The organism is Luteolibacter algae, assembly GCF_042683045.1.
Classification (GTDB): domain Bacteria; phylum Verrucomicrobiota; class Verrucomicrobiia; order Verrucomicrobiales; family Akkermansiaceae; genus Luteolibacter; species Luteolibacter algae.
Genome location: NZ_JBHUIT010000008.1, coordinates 9,252 through 26,521 on the forward strand (window position 1 = coordinate 9,252; position 17,270 = coordinate 26,521).

At 52.6% G+C, this 17,270-nt stretch carries 12 protein-coding genes; 1 reads left to right on the forward strand and 11 read right to left on the reverse strand.

The window, feature by feature from the left end:
• Window positions 1-53: 53 nt before the first annotated feature.
• From ACFSSA_RS06835 to ACFSSA_RS06860, 6 genes are all read right to left on the reverse strand, one after another.
• On the reverse strand, window positions 54-1,367 hold the full coding sequence (locus ACFSSA_RS06835) for an MFS transporter (RefSeq protein ID WP_386819576.1): 1,314 nt from the start codon (window positions 1,365-1,367) through the stop codon (window positions 54-56).
• Window positions 1,368-1,446: 79 nt separating this feature from the next.
• Window positions 1,447-1,647, reverse strand: coding sequence for a sulfur carrier protein ThiS (gene thiS / locus ACFSSA_RS06840; protein WP_386819577.1), 201 nt, complete (start codon window positions 1,645-1,647; stop codon window positions 1,447-1,449).
• 41 nt (window positions 1,648-1,688) lie between these two features.
• Window positions 1,689-3,062 carry a DUF2851 family protein gene (locus ACFSSA_RS06845; protein ID WP_386819579.1) on the reverse strand — a complete coding sequence of 458 codons (1,374 nt, stop codon included), beginning with the start codon at window positions 3,060-3,062 and terminating at the stop codon, window positions 1,689-1,691.
• A 44-nt stretch (window positions 3,063-3,106) separates the two neighbouring features.
• The gene (locus ACFSSA_RS06850; RefSeq protein ID WP_386819581.1) at window positions 3,107-4,705 is read right to left on the reverse strand and encodes a TIGR03790 family protein; all 1,599 of its coding nucleotides are present in this window, start codon (window positions 4,703-4,705) and stop codon (window positions 3,107-3,109) included.
• 54 nt (window positions 4,706-4,759) lie between these two features.
• Complete coding sequence (locus ACFSSA_RS06855) at window positions 4,760-5,554, reverse strand: MBL fold metallo-hydrolase (RefSeq protein ID WP_386819582.1); 795 nt, start codon at window positions 5,552-5,554, stop codon at window positions 4,760-4,762.
• A gap of 22 nt (window positions 5,555-5,576) precedes the next feature.
• On the reverse strand, window positions 5,577-6,005 hold the full coding sequence (locus ACFSSA_RS06860) for a YlbF family regulator (protein WP_386819584.1): 429 nt from the start codon (window positions 6,003-6,005) through the stop codon (window positions 5,577-5,579).
• A 109-nt stretch (window positions 6,006-6,114) separates the two neighbouring features.
• Between ACFSSA_RS06860 and ACFSSA_RS06865 the strand changes: the two genes are divergently transcribed.
• Complete coding sequence (locus tag ACFSSA_RS06865) at window positions 6,115-6,297, forward strand: hypothetical protein (protein ID WP_386819586.1); 183 nt, start codon at window positions 6,115-6,117, stop codon at window positions 6,295-6,297.
• 126 nt (window positions 6,298-6,423) lie between these two features.
• On the opposite strand, the gene gltB is transcribed toward ACFSSA_RS06865, so the two are convergent.
• The 5 genes from gltB to ACFSSA_RS06890 all read right to left on the reverse strand — a co-directional run bounded on the left by gltB (window position 6,424) and on the right by ACFSSA_RS06890 (window position 17,090).
• Window positions 6,424-11,094, reverse strand: coding sequence for a glutamate synthase large subunit (gene gltB / locus ACFSSA_RS06870; protein ID WP_386819588.1), 4,671 nt, complete (start codon window positions 11,092-11,094; stop codon window positions 6,424-6,426).
• 108 nt (window positions 11,095-11,202) lie between these two features.
• Window positions 11,203-11,919 carry an outer membrane lipoprotein-sorting protein gene (locus ACFSSA_RS06875; RefSeq protein WP_386819590.1) on the reverse strand — a complete coding sequence of 239 codons (717 nt, stop codon included), beginning with the start codon at window positions 11,917-11,919 and terminating at the stop codon, window positions 11,203-11,205.
• A gap of 179 nt (window positions 11,920-12,098) precedes the next feature.
• Complete coding sequence (locus tag ACFSSA_RS06880) at window positions 12,099-13,013, reverse strand: hypothetical protein (protein ID WP_386819591.1); 915 nt, start codon at window positions 13,011-13,013, stop codon at window positions 12,099-12,101.
• 144 nt (window positions 13,014-13,157) lie between these two features.
• Window positions 13,158-15,341: a molybdopterin oxidoreductase family protein gene (locus ACFSSA_RS06885; RefSeq protein WP_386819593.1), complete on the reverse strand. Its 2,184-nt coding sequence runs from the start codon at window positions 15,339-15,341 to the stop codon at window positions 13,158-13,160.
• Window positions 15,342-15,458: 117 nt separating this feature from the next.
• Entirely contained in the window at window positions 15,459-17,090 is a 1,632-nt protein-coding gene (locus ACFSSA_RS06890; RefSeq protein ID WP_386819594.1) for a S8 family peptidase, read from the reverse strand.
• Window positions 17,091-17,270: the final 180 nt, after the last annotated feature.

Here is a 17,270-nt window from a genome sequence, read left to right on the forward strand (position 1 = left end):
GGCTAGAATTTTCCGCGGGAAACCGTGGCCTGGATCTGGCGGGAAAATACCGATCACGAATCGAGCGGGGAAGATTCCGCAGGGATCGGGATGAGCCGTCCTTTAACCATCAGGCCGATGATTGCGCATATAACAGCTCCAAGGCAGACCGTGCCGGGTGCGCCAAATATTTTGGCCAGTAAACCTGTGAGCAAGGCGCCCACCGAGCTCATACCGAGGAAGCATAGAGAGTAGAAGCCCATGATCCTACCGCGTAGTTCGTCAGGGGACCTGAGCTGGGTGGCCGTATTCGCAGTGGCTAAGAAAATGATCATGAAGAAGCCTGCAAAAAGTAACATCAAAGCGGATAGCAGAAGAATTCTGGAAAGCGCGAAAATAACCAGAAACGCACAACATCCGAAGAGGCCTGTATAGATCAAGGTCCGTCTTTCGAACCGCTTGCCATGGGAAGCCAAGGCCAGACCACCGATCAGTGCGCCAGCTCCATTGGACGCCATGAGTGTGCCAAACGCGCCCACATTTCCGTTCAAGACATCCTTGGCGAAAACGGGCATCAATACCACGAAGCTAACTCCAAATGTGCTGAATGTTGAAATCAGAATCATGATTGCGCGGAGCGGTCCGTTCCGGGAGATGTATTGAAATGCTTCGCGTATGGCCTCTGCGAATGGGGGATGGTTTGTGCGCTTCCGGAACTCCGGGAGCTGCAACATCCTGTAGCCGAAAATTACCGCGATATAGGAAATACCGTTCAGTAAAAAACAGCCAGCCATTCCTACCACACCGATCAGGACGCCAGCGAGAGCTGGTCCTGCGACCCGTGCGAAATTGAACATGGAGGAGTTCAACGCGATGCCGTTGATGAGATCTTTCCGTCCGACAAGTTCCACTACGAATGCTTGCCGCGCGGGCACGTCGAAGGCATTGACCACTCCCAATAAACAGCCGATCACCGCGACGTGCCAGACGGCAATGATTTCAAGATAAACCAGCAGAGCCAACAGTAATGCCAGCAGCATGGACGCTGATTGGGTGAGTATCAGGATTTTTCGCTTTGAGTATCTGTCCGCGATCATGCCGCCCCAAAGAGCGATCACCGCGAATGGAAGCATGTTGGCAAACCGGATGAGCCCGAGGGCGACCGAGGAGCCACTCAGATCGTAGACCAACCAACCCTCTGCGGTAGTCTGCAGCCATGTGCCGATTAGTGAGATGACTTGACCGCCAAAAAAGATCCGGTAATTGCGATGCGAAAATGCTGAAAATGCCTCTCGCAGCCCGACGTTGGCGACCGGCTGGCGCCTGATATCGCTGTTCTCGGTGCTGGGGATACTAGCAGTTTTTCCGAGCTGGTTCTTGTCCGGCATATGCGCCTAGCTTCGGCCGGATCATATCGGATGTCCAATCCGATCCCTCATGGAAATCGCTTGTTTCCACGGATGAAGATCATCCTCCTGCAGCCAAGGTGACGATCTCGATCGCGTCGCCGGGATTGATTTCCGTGGAAGAAAAATTCCTCGGCAATATGGCGGTTTGGTTCAATTCTACCACGACTGGTTTGCCTCTGAGATCCAAGGATTCCAAGAGCTCCTCGAGTGTGGTTGTTCCAGCTAGCGGGTGAGATTGGCCGTTGAGAGTGATGTCCATTGGTTGTTAAGATTGAAATTATAAACGTGTCCGCGAGAAACTCAACGCCATTGGAGCAGCTGCTCGGGAAACGGACAGTTCTCGCAGTCTGAAAAATCTTCAAGGCAGAAATCGCTGTAGATCTGAAGCATGCCCTGTTGGTGGGAAAGGCGGCGGAGGTAGGGCCTCGAGGCTTCTTCAGAGCCGAAAAGCCTGATCCCACAGCGTTTCAGCTTTTGATTGATTGTGGAATGACGGTGTTTGAAGTAGTTGTGAAAGGTGAACCTCTTTTCATGGAGAGCAAGCGGGATGAGCTGATTCGCGCATAATTCCATCGCCAGATTTTTCCCAAAAATGGATATAGGTTTATTGCTTTTGGCAGAAGTCAGCGTATGGCGGAAAGTCCAGAAGTCGTGGGTCAATTCCTGCAGGAAATCGACCATCGGCTTGACGGAAAACGGTGTGGCCAAGGCGAGCTTACGGTAAGTCGGCCATTTGTCGACCAGTGCCGCGAGCGCTCCCACCCGGCGGTGAGGATGATTCGCTGGCCGTTGACCGCTGGTTCTCCATGCACTACAGGAATTTGTCGGCGGTTCATGCTTCGGACGTATTTTCCACCAGGTTTCCCAAAGGCGGGAAAGATATTCGCGGGTGTCTTCCGGTGCCCGAAGGTATAGACCTGCGTCGAGAAAACCTGCCGTGCCTAGCAGGATAGTTTCAGAGTGCAGAGGATTTGCCCGGAGCATTTTTACTGGTGCCCGCTGGGAAAGTAGTTTCATGGGTAAGGAGTTTCCTCCATAGCCCAGAACCTCGGCAGTGGCTTGGAACAAGGCGGAGTCAAAGTCATGAGCCTCCACCGTGCGGAGGAAGCGAGCTGCCTTGAGCGAAGCGCGATGAAGGGAAGCTTCACGTAGCAGGCGCTCGATACCCAACTGGGACATCTTTCGAAGCGGTTGAACGCAGCGGCCGGGAATGGCGATGGCGGTATCCCGGGACGGCAGGCGAAGCGCCTCGGTCAGCTGGTTGGGAGTGATCATCAGCTCTGGGACCAGGCGATGGTTTGACGTGCGGACAAACATCTCACGCAGCGTGGGTTGGAAGGCCACATGTAAAATCGTATTGGCGAAAGCCGGGTTGGTGGAATGACCATGCGATTCCCAGTCAGATGTGCACGAATCAATTTCAAGATCACCGGTGTAATGGCATCCATCAATCTCAATGGCCGCGTGGGTGAAATCCGGTCCGGGTCCGTGATTCCATTCGCCAAACTGAATTATGCGTAAGCTTCGGCCGTCTTTCAATTTGAACTCCCTGCCGAAACTTCCTGCAAACCATAAGGCCTGGAGCTCCAGCTCAGGTGGTAACTTTGGTGCTGCGACTTCCTCGAAGGCAAGAGGCGGATGCCAGACACTCTCTAGCAGAAAGCCGTAATTCATGAGCTGGATGGAATCGTAAAGAACAGACGAAACGCAATGAAGAATTAATTGCCCGGGATTTTCGACGGATCCGCAACTGGTGGCGGAGGAGGATCGAGAATGTCCAACCATCCGGAGAGCGCCGCAGTCTCGGAAATGGTTCCATAGTTTTTCAGCGCCGCACGCAGCGCGGAGATAGCTGCTTGCGTGTTGTTCGCTGCGCGATCAATTGCGATTAGCTGCATATCCTGGCGCAATTGATCCTCTTTGCGGGAATAGAATGTTTTTGCGTTATTGAACCAGACTGCGGCATTTTCCGAATCCTTGGATTCTTGGTAATCGAGTGCCAATCCTTCCGCGATATTTCCGGAACTGAGTTTCTGGGCGGCTGCTGCAAGCTTGGCACGGCGCTCATCGGTCGCGTCCGACCACTGGCGGGATGCCGCACGCAACGCACGAAAATCCCGGTCTTCACCCCGATTTTCGCCAGTGCCATCAATATGCAGGAAAGGACGATATAAGGGATCGCCCAAGGTAATTCCCTGCCAGGAAGCGACGGGCATCGCCGCCCAGGCAGCCTCTCCAAAGCTCCAGCCTTTCAACAAACGGTCATGAAGAATATCGAAGTGGTGTGTAAGGTGAAGATAAGGCTCGTAGACATTTCCCACTGTTGCAGCGGCGCCACGTGCGAGTAGTGGAGCACACCAGTTCTGATGTGGATCGGTCAGTTGCTGGCCACTGAAAGAATGCAGATGCACCGCGATAGCCCCCCGGCGAAATTTGAAACCGGTATTGAGAAAAGGACCGCTGACATTCCAATCATACCATCCGTAGTAGAGAGAAGGCTCTGTCATGGGGTAGTTCTTCGGAAGTGTGTCATTGAAGCGATCCGTGACAGTAGGGATGCCGTATTGCTGGTTCCGCGATATGATGGAATTCAACCACTGGTCGCCCTCAGGAATTTTATTGGCGATATCCACGTAAGCTCTCCCCCAAAGGCCTGTTTTCTCGGTAGCTACCGAGTCGTTTATCATACGCTTGCAGATCGCATAGCTGGAAGAATCGATACGCGCGGTAAGGACCAGATAAGGTGCATTGACTTTGGAAAGCGGGACTTTGCTATCATAGAAAGCATTCTGAAGGATGCCTTTTTCCGGAAGCGTTTCTACGCCGAATAGGGCGAGCTCGGAATCGACAGAAGCTTCGTCGCGCGGAGAAATCGGATCTTTTGGCGGAGCTTCCCCGTCGGCCGGTGAAGAAGAGGGAATCGCAGTTATTCTTAACGGAACGCCCCGCATAAGGACAATGCAGCGAATACGGTTTTCAATAGGCAGAAGAATGCCTTGAGCATCCTTGCCGCGTTTCCAAAAATTCTGAGAATCAAAATACTCTCGAAGGGGCTTAAGCAGGGTCGACTGGTATTCGTCACGCGAAATATCGGCTTTCAGAGGAAGGTTTAATCCTAGAACCTGATTCTCCGGGATATTCCGGGCGGCACGATAAGCTTCGGCAAGCTTGGCTGATTCTGAATCTGCTTCGTTGAAAACGACGAGAATTTGCTCGTGGGTTAGAAACTGGGCATTGGCGAAAGCGAGCAAGAAAGCGGCGATGAAAAACTGCAAAAATGTTTTTGCGAGAGTGGGGTGTGACCGCAGTAAGGACATGCGGAGATCATGAATGACGGAGAAAATCTTGCAATGGAGTTTGCTGAATTTTCGTCAATCTATGAGAGCAACGTGCAATCCATCGTGGGCCAACGATATACCTGGCGGTAACTCGGCGCTGAGCGTGGCGTGGTCAATATCATGGCTGATATGCGTAAAAATCGTGCGGGCGGGTGATAACCTTTTCGCTATCTCCAATGATTCCGGAACGGAAAGGTGGGTCGCGTGGGGCTCATTTCGTAATGAGTCGATGATGAGCAGATCCAAATCTTCCATCATGGAAAGTGTGGATTCCGGAATCGTTTTTACATCCGGAAGATAGGCAAACCGGAAAGCATTTTTGGTTTCGAAAAGATAGCCCACGGTGACCACCGAGCCATGAATAACGGGTAGCGGAGTGATTCCAAGCGAGCCGAATTGAAAAGGTTCCGCCACGATCCGGGGATCGGGCTTGATATAGCCAGGGTAGGAGTTTCCGGCATCGAAAGCCCAGGCGAACATGTTCTTCAACACATCCAGACAATATTGGGTGGCATATAGGGGCAGAGGATCCTGTCTGTGCCAGCAAAACGCACGAAGCTCATCGAATCCTACCACATGATCCAAATGTGAATGAGTGTAGATCACCGCATCGATGGAACTGATCTTCTCGCGCAGTGCCTGCTCTCTAAGATCCGGACCGGAATCGACCAGTAATGAGGTCCCTCCGCTCTTGATCAAAATGGAAGAGCGGGTGCGGTTATTGCAAGGATCTGTAGAAGTGCAGACCATGCACCTACAGCCTATAACAGGAACACCGACAGAAGTGCCGGTGCCCAGAAAAGTAAGATATTCGTGATCCGTAGACACGATTGAGAGGGAAGGGGAGCGATTAACAACCGCAACCACCACCACCGCAGCAGCCGCCACCAGCGTTCTGTGCCTCTGCGATCTCCTCGTCGCTGGGAACGTGGCCGAGCTCGAGGGTCATGCTGATGTATTGGCCGATCTGCTTTTGCAATCCTTCAAGAGTGCGCTGTGCATCCATGAAGTCCGCTGCGACTTTGTTTGCAAAAAGCTCGTCCCGGGCAGATTCGAAGGCTTTGATTTCAGCGTCACCCAGCTCCACACCGGCATGTTGTTTGTGGTGCAGCTCTTCGCCCTTTTCATGGACGGACTGATATTGAAGCTTGGCAGCGTCATCGGAAAGGAAGCGCTCAACATCCGCCTGAAGCTTGATGAATTGCTCGTCCTCGGCGATTTGTGCGCAGAGTTCTTTTGTTTTGGAAATGATGGATGTTCTTTCAGCAAGCATGCTCATGCAGAAGTGGTAGTTCTATATGGTGGCGGGCGCAATGGTGTTTTTTCTGAAATATCGAGAAGGTTTGTTGTATCGGAGAAGCTATTGTGGGAGGTTATCGAATACATTGATGAATCAGGAAATTACGGATGGAGGAGGTTTCGCGCTAGTGATGCTGGGAATGATTTTGCTGAGCTTCAGCGTGGTCGGCATGTTATTGTTCAGCCTTGTCAAAAATGCTTCCAAAGCGAGTCCTGAAGATCTTGGTAAATCTGGCGATAAAACAGAGGGGAAGGCGGAAGACTCTTTTTAGGAAATCCGAGAATCCTGTCGTGCCCGGAGGGAGATGAGCTAGAAAAAGAAAGCTTCTTCCGCTATTACGGAAGAAGCTTGGTAATGCCTGCCAGCTATGAAGCCAGGCGAACTGATTTTTGAGCGATTATTTGCCTACGGGAGTGGAGGCTGCTTCATGTTGCTCTTCAGCTGCCTCGAGTTCGGCGCGTTCCTTGGCAATCACCCGCACAAGTTTACGGGCAGTCGTTTCCCAGTCCGCAAGTAAATCGGAAGCTTGTTTCGAGCCCGTTTTCTGTTCGTGGAGCTCAATGAGAGACTTCACTTCGGCAATATCCTGGGGACGGGTGATGGGCATGGCTACGACCATCTCCGTGTTGACACGGGAGTAGAATTTTCCATCCACATCATACACGAAGGCAGTGCCGCCAGACATACCTGCACCAAAGTTTTTGCCGGTTTTGCCCAGAATGACGACTGTGCCATTGGTCATGTATTCGCAGCCGTGATCACCGACTCCTTCAACAATGGCTGTTGAGCCTGAGTTCCGGACGGCAAAACGCTCACCGGCTCTGCCATTTGCGTAGAGCGCACCACCGGTGGCCCCATACAGACAGGTGTTTCCGGCGATGGAGTTCTTGGCTGCCTCGAACTTGGCTGCCGGATCGACACGGAGGATAATCTCTCCGGAGGACATTCCTTTACCCACGTAATCGTTCGCTTCCCCGATCAACTCCAGGGTGATTCCATTTACTAGGAATGTTCCGAATGACTGACCTGCGGAGCCGCTGCAAGTGATGTGAATACTACCTGCCGGAAGATCCCGGTTTCCAAAAACCTCGGCGATGCGGCCGGACAGGCGGGTGCCGATGTTACGATCGGTATTGACTACATCGTAGGCGAGCTTGGCAGGAGCGCGATCCGGAAGCGACTGGATGGCATCCAGCATTTCTTTCGTGATAGCAGCGTCTCCATACTCGGGAGTTTCCGAAGGCGCGATTCCGGCATGCTGCATCAAGTCTTTGATGATCTGGATATCAAGCGCGGATTTGGCAATGCCATCATTGCGCTCCTGGGTGCAGATTCTGGCGACATCGGCTTCAGGCTTTTCAATGGCTTTGGCCACTGCCGGCACCACGTCTTTCAATAGACGGGAAAAATCGAGAGTGTTTGCCTTGGGATGGCTAGGCACCTCACGCTGGGTGAGGAGTTCGGGGCGGCCGATGAGATCGTCAAGCTTGCGGACGCCGAGTTTTGCCATGATTTCGCGGGCTTCGTGTGCAACTGCGTTGAAATAGTTGATCACCATCTCCGGAGTGCCTTTGAACTTGGCACGGAACTTGGGATCCGTTGTTGCTACACCCACGGGGCAGGTATTTAGGTGGCATTTGCGAACGTAAACACAACCCATGGCGATCATCGCCGTGGTGCCGAAGTTAAACTGTTCCGCTCCTAAAATTGCGGCAATCACCACATCCCGGCCGTTTTTGATACCGCCGTCGGTGCGAAGGATAACCCGATCACGAAGATTGTTAATGATAAGAGTCTGCTGTGCCTCGGAAAGGCCAAGTTCCCATGGAGAACCGGCATGTTTCGTTGATGAAAGCGGAGATGCACCGGTGCCTCCGTCGTGGCCTGAGATGAGGATATTATCCGCGGAAGCCTTCGCGACACCTGCAGCAACGGTTCCAACTCCAGCTTCCGCCACAAGTTTTACGGTAATGCGTGCCCGGGGGTTGATTTCCTTCAGGTCATGGATGAGCTGTGCCAAGTCCTCGATCGAGTAGATATCGTGGTGAGGAGGAGGGGAGATCAGCTGCACGCCAGGTTGTGTGTTCCGCAAACGCGCAATCAGTGCGTTAACTTTGTGGCCAGGCAGCTGGCCACCTTCGCCCGGTTTGGCGCCTTGAGCCATCTTGATCTCGAGTTCGTCCGCATTGACCAGATAATGTGCCGATACGCCGAAACGTCCCGAAGCGATTTGTTTGATATATGAACGGGCGGAATCTCCATTCGGATAAGGTTTGAAGCGGATGGGGTCCTCACCGCCTTCGCCGGAGTCCGACTTGCCGCCGATGCGGTTCATCGCGATCGCGAGAGTTTCGTGAGCCTCCGGAGATAACGCTCCTAGAGACATCGCTGCAGTGGTAAAGCGGCGGCGGATATCTTCCACCGGCTCGACCTCATCGATAGGGATAGGGCCGCTAGCGGCAGGAACAAAGTTCAAAAGATCTTTGATGGCGACCGGGTTAGTCTCCAGGCAGACCTTCACGTAGTCCTCGTAGTCCTCGGGCTTGCCTGATTTCACGTAGGTGTGGAAGTTTTTGATCACCTCGGTGGTGAAAGCATGGCGCTCTCCGGATTTCCGGTAACGGTTGTAACCCGGATCCCCGAGATCCAGAGGGCCATCCGCAGCTTCGGTCTCAAAAGCGGCCTTATGACGAATGAGAGATTCATCGGCAATTTCTCCGAAGGAAATGCCGCCGATTTGTGAAGGAACTCCCGTGAATGAGAAATCGACTACTTCGCTACCGATACCGATGGCTTCGAAAGTTTGCGCACCTTGGTAGGAATTGAGAACGGAGATTCCCATTTTAGACATGATCTTGAGCAAGCCTTTTTCAAGAGCTTTGCGGTAGTTGGTCATGGCTTTCTGGGGTGTCATACCATCACCGAGCTTGTCCTTGCCCTGATCGGCCGCGACCAGTTGGCGAACCGTTGCGTAACCGAGATATGGAACCACGGCCGTAGCTCCGAAACCGAAGAGACATGCGATCTGATGGACATCACGCGCCTCTCCCGTCTCAACCACCAGGGACGCACGCATACGCTTACGGATACGGTTGAGATGATGATGGATACTCCCGGTGGCAAGCAGTGCCGGGATTGGCACGCGCTGGGCGGAAGTTGCACGATCCGAAAGAATAATAATGGAGATGTTCTTGTTAACAGCGCGCTCCACTTCATCGCAAAGCTCGTCAATTCGGGCCTTGAGTCCCTCTCTTCCCTGGGAGAGATCCCAAGTGCAATCGAGAACGTGCGAAGGATAACCGTGCTCGGCCAAATGGGTGATTTTCTCCAGCTGATGTTCGAAGAGGATTGCTGAATCCAAGGAAATGGATTTGCAGTGGTTCGGGCTTTCCTCAAGGAGATTCCGTTCCGGGCCAAGCCCTGCGCCCAATGACATCACCGCCCATTCGCGGATGGGATCGATCGGAGGGTTGGTAACCTGGGCGAAGCGCTGTTTGAAATAGGTATAAAGCAGACGCGGATAAGTGGACAGAATAGCCAGGGGGATATCGTCTCCCATCGAAAAGACTGCCTCCTGGGCGCCTTTGATCATGGGAGGGAAAACCATATCAAGCTCTTCAGCCGAGATGGCGTTGGCGATTTGGCGGCGGGAAAGTTCCACCGGTTCGATCTCGATTTCCGGCACGTGCGCGGACGGTGAAATGAACTTACGGAGCTCAAGGCGGTTTTCGTCAATCCAGCGGCGATACGGTTTCTGGCGTGCTAGCTCCTCTTTGATTTCCATGTCCATCTTCAGCACACCCGTGGAAGTATCCGCGGAAAGCATCTGACCGGGCCCGAGCCGACCTTTGCGGGTGACATTGGCGTCATCGAATACCACCGCACCTGCTTCGGAGCCGATGTAGAGGAATCCATCGGCCGTCGTTTTGTAACGTGACGGGCGGAGGCCGTTGCGATCAAGCGATGCGCAGAGCTTGGTGCCATCCGTAAAGACAAGACCAGCTGGTCCGTCCCAAGGCTCCGAGAACGAACGGATGTATTGGTAGAATGCGCGGAGCTCATCGGAAATTTCCTCATCATTACGATAGGCGGGAGGAACCAGCATACACATGGCATGCTCAGGAGAGCGGCCGGAAAGGATAAGAAGCTCCAAGCAATGATCGAGGGATGCCGAGTCCGACTCCCCGTGGCGGATAAGATTTTTTACGATGTCGATCTCGTCACCCCATACCGGAGACTCGAAGAATTCTTCACGGGATGTCATCCAGTTGCGGTTCCCTTCAACTGTATTGATTTCGCCATTGTGGCACATCATGCGGAACGGTTGGCCGAGCGGCCAGGCAGGGAAGGTGTTGGTTGAGAAACGCTGGTGATAAAGACAGATCGCCGTCTCGAAATCTTGGTTGGTGAGGTCGCCGTAGAAGCCCCGGAGTGCTGCCGGCATGGCCAGGGCTTTGTATGAGATTAGACGGCTGGAAAAAGACGGCATGTAAAAGCCGGGAATTTCTTTGGTGGCGTGCTCAATCTCGCGACGGCAGAGATAGAGCTTACGCTCAAACTCCAGCTGGTCCATCCCGGTAGGCTTGAGCATCAAGAGATGTTCGATATTCGGGCGGGATTTTTGGGCGATCTTCCCAAGGGCATCGACATCAACCGGAACCTCCCGCCAGCCGATTGAGGTAATATTCCGTTTACCGATGGTGTCTTCAGTGATTTTTTTGATCGAAGCAGTCTGCTCGGTATTACCGCGTGGGAAAAAGAAAACACCAACCGCAAGATCCTCGGGATTTTCCACTGTGGTTCCCAGTTCAGCCGCAGCTTTTGAAAACAGGGGAAAAGGAATCTGCGAGAGAATTCCGGAGCCATCACCTGTTTTCATATCGGCATCGACAGCACCACGGTGAGTCATGCAGGAAACGGAAGTCAGGGCATGATCCAGCACCGTAAACGAACGCTTGCCTTCGAGATGGGCAATGGCACCCATACCGCAGTTATCGTGTTCATTTGAGAGGCTGTGTAGGGAGCCTGGGACGAGCGGTGTGCTGGAATGGTAGAAAGGATTCATCATTGAAGGGCGGGAAATAAAGAACACAGGGACGTAATGGACAAGCAGGAATTCTGCGGTGCCTTCGCCCTATGAAGTATGAGTGGAAGCTGAGCAATCAAAAATATGTGATCAACGGAGGCCTTTTAACGTACCTTTGGAGGGTTTGTTAAGCGTAACATCGGTAATTGACGCACGACGACCGCTTTTCGAATCGTGGGTGGCGACCTGCATCTGGCGTAGAGTCCACACTCCATCGGCAACCTGCATGACATCCTCGACCTGGAATTCCTTCACCAGCACGCCCTTGGCATCATGTCCGCGGATGCGCATGAAAGCGCCGAATTTTGTGTGAACCCATACGTATACCGCCTCATAGCGGCCTGCCGCACCGTTCGGTTTGTCCAAGCGCAGTTTATAGCAATCCTGCCCTGCAACTTTCTCGATTCCCTCAAGCTTCGGGTTGGGCCAATAGAAAAAACGTAGCGAGAGGTCTTCGTAAGTCAAATCTGTGCCCGCGATTGGCTCAACGAGCTTGTTACGATCAAAATTGACCGTCTTACCATTGATGATCTCGAATAGATCGAATTTATCATCGCTCAGGCGCATGTGAAAGATGCGGAGAGGCTGACCTTTCTCCGTAAACTGAAACTGAATGTTCTTGCCGCGGAGGAACAGGGTGATCGGGGTTTTTCGTCCGCTTTTGGACAGGGTGCCCTGCAGTCCTTCTTGAATTTCAGTGAGCGTGGCGGCCAGCCTGGCGCCCTCGAGGATTTTCTGGGGATCCTGGGCTTTCAGCGAAGCGGATAAGATGGTGAGTGAGGCGGCGAGGCCGATAAGGAATTTCATGAGCTTATAGTAGTTCTTGCTGATGATAGGACAAGCGAAGTGATGAAATCATTCAATTTTGATGTTGGGAGCGGTAGACATGATCAATCTTCCTAAGAAAACACCCGCAAATCTGAAGGAAATGCGGGTGAATGATAATCTAGGCGCGAAGTATAAAAACTTTCAACGAGGAATCATGTTTAAGGATTCGGGTCGGTCACTTCAGGCGGCGGATAAACCGGTGGCGGTGGAAGTGGTGGGAAAAGTGGCGGCGGGAGATCGAGTGGATTGGGTGGCTCCTCTGGTGGGGAGACGGCAGCAGCTACCGCTTCCTTGCCGCTTTTTGCATCCTTGGCACTGTAGCTGGTATCACCACGGTTGGGATCAAGTTTGGCGAGAACTGCCTGAACGGCTGGAAGAGCCTCCGGCATGGCTGCAATAGCACACTGGGAAATCATACGCATCGATTGAGGAGCCGAAGTAATGGCGACTTCGGTAATATCGCCCACCAGGCCTTCGTCCGCGCCGGACGCTTTGATCGCTATTTTGACAATCTCACATGCGCAGTTTGCGTTGGCACCTATTTCGGATTCAACGATTTCCAGCACCTTTGAGGTATCCATCTGGATACGATGCTCTACTGACATGGAGACGGACTCGCAGTCCGCATTGTCCGATTTCTGGCCCGGCTTTTGGTATGCGGCGGATATTTCTGCCAATCCCGCATGAATTCCTGTGGCCTGCTGGTCGGAAACCTGCATCCTGACCCTCGAGGCAGTGCGGTAGACCGATGGCTCTTTCAAAACTGAGAGATCGAGAACGTTTTCGGTTTTACGGCCGGCAAAACGTTTGTCGTTCAATGTCAGCGCATCCTGATTCACATACACAGGAGCAGTCTCGGATAGATCGGCTTGCGCTTTTCTGACTGAAGGGAGCTGATAGACACCACTAAGGGATCTATCTGCTGCAAATGACGCATGCTCGGAAGAATCAAGGCCTTCGACCTTGTGCCCGGTGGTGGTGTTTTTCGCTGACGGGACTTCTATCATCTGGGCTGCTGCCGGGAGGGAGCTGCACATGATCAAGAGAAGAGCCGAGCGGGGGGTGGCTGGCATTTTCATAATAGGGTGTGGGTGAACATTCCATTTATTGACAATATCGACACTTCCGGCAAGCCGAATTTTTTACGTAATCACGTAGTTTTTTAAAAAATCAACAAATGATGAAAGTTAAGATCTATATAAGATAGCGTATGCGTATCATTTTAGGAGTTTTACAGCGCAGGCTTTGTATCCGGGTTGCCGCGAGTGTGGGTCGAACGCCGGATAAGTAAGCCTGTTGACCTCAGCATAGTGCATGGGAAGAAAAAGCTGTCCCGATTGCACCGTGGGAGCGAGATAGGCACGTGCACTCATTTTGCCCCTTCGGGATCGGATTTCGATCGCGGCATTCGCTTCAATCCCATATTTGGTAGCATCCGCAGGGTTAATTTCGAAATACGGATCCGCAGGGTAAAGTTTCTTCAATACCTTTGATTTCCCGGTTCTGGACTGGGTGTGCCATTGGCTGCTTGTTCCTCTACCGGTGATCAGCAGGAACGGATATTCGGGGTCTACCGGCTCAGGCATTGCGGTCGGTGGGGAGAAATGGAGACGGGCTTTTCCAGAGCTTGTGTAATATTTGCCATCTTCAAAGAGTCGGCGCTCATTTCCATGGTCTCCGGAAAGTTCGGGAAACGGCCATTGGATCCCGCCTTCCCGATCAATATGCTCATAGTTCTCGATACCGACAATATCACATGGCCGATCTTTTGTGAGATTTTTGAGCAGTTGGAAAACCGCCTGGGGATCTGTCCATTTGGAAAACAGATCTCCGCAACCCCAAGCGTCCGCGATGAGACGGAAAATTCTAAAATCCGTTAGAGCTTCGCCCGGCGCTCTTCTGACCGGTTTGATCGTGCCCAGCCTCCGCTCTGAATTGATGAAGCACCCGCTTTTTTCTCCCCAGCCGGCAGCGGGCAGCAAAAGGTCTGCAAGCAATCCGGACTCGGTGTTGTGATACATGTCTTGAACCACAAGGAAGTCCAGATTCTCCCGTAGCTTCTCCAATTTTCCTGAATCAATCCAGGAGTGAAAAGGGTTCGTGGCAATAATCCATAGGGCTTTGATTTTTCCGGCGATTACCGCTTCAAGAATTTCGTCATAAGCCATCGATGGCTGGGAGGTGATCTTTTCGTAGGGAATTCCGAGTTGCTCGGAGATTTTTCTGCGGTGCGATTCGTCGGCATAATCGTGACCGGCCACGAGACTGGTGGTGTTGGAAAAAAGCCGGGATCCCATCGCATTGCATTGGCCGGTGATCGAGTTGGGACCCGTGCCCGGTTTCCCTATGTTTCCCGTGATGAGACATAAGTTGATGATTGCCTGGGCGGTGCGGGTCCCTTCATGTGATTGATTCACTCCCATGGTCCACCACCAGGATACACGTTTGCCGGGGGTGGAAACATCAAGCGCGAGAGCTTCGATCGTTTCGGTTGGAATACCGGTGGTTTCCGTAACGGATGACGGGGAATAGGATTTCACGAACTCTGTGAAATCTTCGATTCCTTCTGTGTTCGCAATCGATGTGGAATCTATCCGTCCATCGCGGAGGATACAGTGGGCGAGCGCATAAAGTAGTGGGAGATCGCCCTTGGGCCTAAGTGAAATATGTTGGGAGGCCACCTGGGCTGTCTCGGTTGCGCGTGGATCGATGACGATGATCTTCGGATTGCGCTTATTGCGCATGACGCGCTGCCACAATATCGGATGAGCAATGCAAAGATTGGCGCCGATCAGCACGATCACATCGCTCTGCTCGAAATCCGCGTAGGTGCCCGGTGGGGAATCGAACCCAAACGATTGTTTGTAGGCGGTGGCCGCTGTTGCCATGCATTGACGTGTGTTGGCGTCCGCATGAACAAATCCCATCCCGAATTTATAGAGACAGCCTAGGAAGGCCATTTCTTCCAGAGGAATTTGGCCTGTGGAAAGGAAAGCCACGGATTCTTTTCCATGGGTGGATTTGATGGATTTGAGTTTCGTGGTGAAAGTTTGAAGAGCAGTCGACCAGTCAGTAGGTTCCAGCTTTCCTTTGTGATTACGGAGTAGGGGAACGGTGGCACGGTCTGGGGAATCGAGCGGGTCGAGTGCTTGCCATCCCTTGGGGCATGCCATCCCCGAGTTTACCGGATAGCCGGCTTGTGGCGATAGATTGATTGCATTTCCCTCAGCATCTAGATGAAGCTTCAGCTGACAGCCTGTCGCACAATATCCACAAATCGAGGTGGCAGTGCAGACCGGTTTAAGTCGGGAAGGAACCTTTCCCAATCCGAATTGTCCGGGTTCTTGGACAAGATCCGCAGTGAGAGGTCCGTTATGGGATTTTAAAGAGAAGAATGACATGAGCTCGCCAGCTCTGGTAGCAAGTTGCGTGCTCGAAGGTGAGACAGGTATGATAATTCAAGAAACAAGTTCAATAAGCCTATGAGAGCCTTTCATAATGACTTGGTCCGGCGATAATTATCGGGGGAGAGAGAAGATGTTCCGCGAAATATTGTTGTCCGGAGTTATATCATGATCGGAAGCAGGCAGGATGATCGAGGAATCGACCTGGAATGGGCCTGCGTTGCCGGAATTTGCGTCCAGCGGTGAAGTAAACGTTTCGATTTCCCTTGTTCCAAGGGTCACATACTTTTTGCTGACTCCGCCGGCTGTGGCGACAGTAAGCTCTGCATTAATGATGGTGGCAGTGCCACGGTTCTGGACTGTGACTCCAATCTCGGTGGGAATTCTTCCTCCGCCACCATTGAGCAGGCGGACATCGGTAATCGCAGCATCAAGAATGCCGGGAATAGTCCGCGTGAACACACGGTTCATATTTAGTATCCCGTAGCCGTATTCCGGGTCCTGGCCAGGAAGTCCGATATCGTCTGCATTTTCCAAAAGAACCTTCACCGCTTCCCCGGCGCTGACCGCTCTGCCGCTGCTGTCTGACATGATGGCTGCCAAGGCACCGGTAACGATAGGAGCAGAAGCCGATGTCCCGCTGAAATGAAGATATTTTTCTCCCGGGGCTGCCGCGAAAATACCATAACCTGGAGCAGTGATCGTCAGGTTCTCTCCCGCATTGGAAAAAACCATTCGTTCGCCTCCCGCATCCAATGCTCCCACGCTGATCACCCCCGGATACGCGGCAGGATACAATAGCCGGTCCTGGCCATCGTTCCCGGAGCCGGCCACAATCACCACACCTCTGGCCAAAGCGATCTCGACCGCGTCCTTCTCCAGCGAAGTCTGCGAGGCGGATCCGAGGGATAAGTTGATGATCTGTGCTCCTTCATCCACGGCCATAAGTATCGCAGCCGCGATATTGAAACCGTCTGTTGACCCACTCTCATCGATCGCACGGATGGAGATTAGTCGTGCAGCAGGTGCCAGGCCGATCACTCCGGGCCCTTTGCCGGTGATCAATGATGCAACCGAGGTGCCATGGGGATGTGTCATCGTCAAATCTCCGGGAAACGGTTCAATTTCGATTGACCGATACAACGATGGAATTTCCGCATGAGGAACGACTCCGGTATCAATGACCGCAATCTTAACTCCCTTTCCCATCTGGGAAATGTCTGACGTCACTCCCAACCATGAGTTCACCGAATTTTTAAAGGCTAGCGCCTTATCGCCGATCCCGGGAATTGGCCGACCGACTGACGGATGCGAATTGATCGGTTTCAGCTTGGAAATATTCGCGGAGTTCAACAGAACTGCCATATCCTGCCATTCGTTGTAGCCCAGACGAACTGCCCGCAAGGCATCGATCTGACGCAATAGCCGGACAGGGCTTCTGCGGACGAGGTTGATGGTCGTGGCGTAGCTTTCCTGCGTGGGAAAACGTAAAATGAGTTCATTGGGATGATAGGATGAAAAAGCCTCGATCTCGAGCCCCGAAGGGAGGGCCGAGAGAGTTTCAACTATATTTGTATCCGTATCCTTTGCGACGCTCGACAGCTGCGGCTTTTTTCGAGCTATACGTTCGACTCTCTCTGGCTCGCCAGGAGCCAACTCTTTTTGACGATAGGAAAGGAAAAAGGCGAAAACACCACAGGCCAAGATCAGAATTGCCGGAAGATATCGCCGTAAACGCTCGGTCATAGGTGTGGTTGAGAAAGTAATTCCGGAAAAAAGTATTCGCTGGATAGAATGATGATATCACCCGGAAAGCCCAGAACCATTTGTATCAAAAGATCGACCATACCCTCCACCAGGGTTGCCGCTCTACGTGCTATCCATGATCAAATGCACCGCTCACTCCTGCGGATGCGCCACCAGAAT

Coding starts and splice junctions, on each gene's coding strand:
- ACFSSA_RS06860 (WP_386819584.1), bottom strand. CDS start 6,005: ATGAGCATGCTTGCTGAAAGAACATCCATCATTTCCAAAACAAAAGAA.
- ACFSSA_RS06845 (WP_386819579.1), bottom strand. CDS start 3,062: ATGAATTACGGCTTTCTGCTAGAGAGTGTCTGGCATCCGCCTCTTGCC.
- thiS (WP_386819577.1), bottom strand. CDS start 1,647: ATGGACATCACTCTCAACGGCCAATCTCACCCGCTAGCTGGAACAACC.
- ACFSSA_RS06875 (WP_386819590.1), bottom strand. CDS start 11,919: ATGAAATTCCTTATCGGCCTCGCCGCCTCACTCACCATCTTATCCGCT.
- ACFSSA_RS06890 (WP_386819594.1), bottom strand. CDS start 17,090: ATGACCGAGCGTTTACGGCGATATCTTCCGGCAATTCTGATCTTGGCC.
- gltB (WP_386819588.1), bottom strand. CDS start 11,094: ATGATGAATCCTTTCTACCATTCCAGCACACCGCTCGTCCCAGGCTCC.
- ACFSSA_RS06880 (WP_386819591.1), bottom strand. CDS start 13,013: ATGCCAGCCACCCCCCGCTCGGCTCTTCTCTTGATCATGTGCAGCTCC.
- ACFSSA_RS06865 (WP_386819586.1), top strand. CDS start 6,115: ATGAATCAGGAAATTACGGATGGAGGAGGTTTCGCGCTAGTGATGCTG.
- ACFSSA_RS06850 (WP_386819581.1), bottom strand. CDS start 4,705: ATGTCCTTACTGCGGTCACACCCCACTCTCGCAAAAACATTTTTGCAG.
- ACFSSA_RS06835 (WP_386819576.1), bottom strand. CDS start 1,367: ATGCCGGACAAGAACCAGCTCGGAAAAACTGCTAGTATCCCCAGCACC.
- ACFSSA_RS06885 (WP_386819593.1), bottom strand. CDS start 15,341: ATGTCATTCTTCTCTTTAAAATCCCATAACGGACCTCTCACTGCGGAT.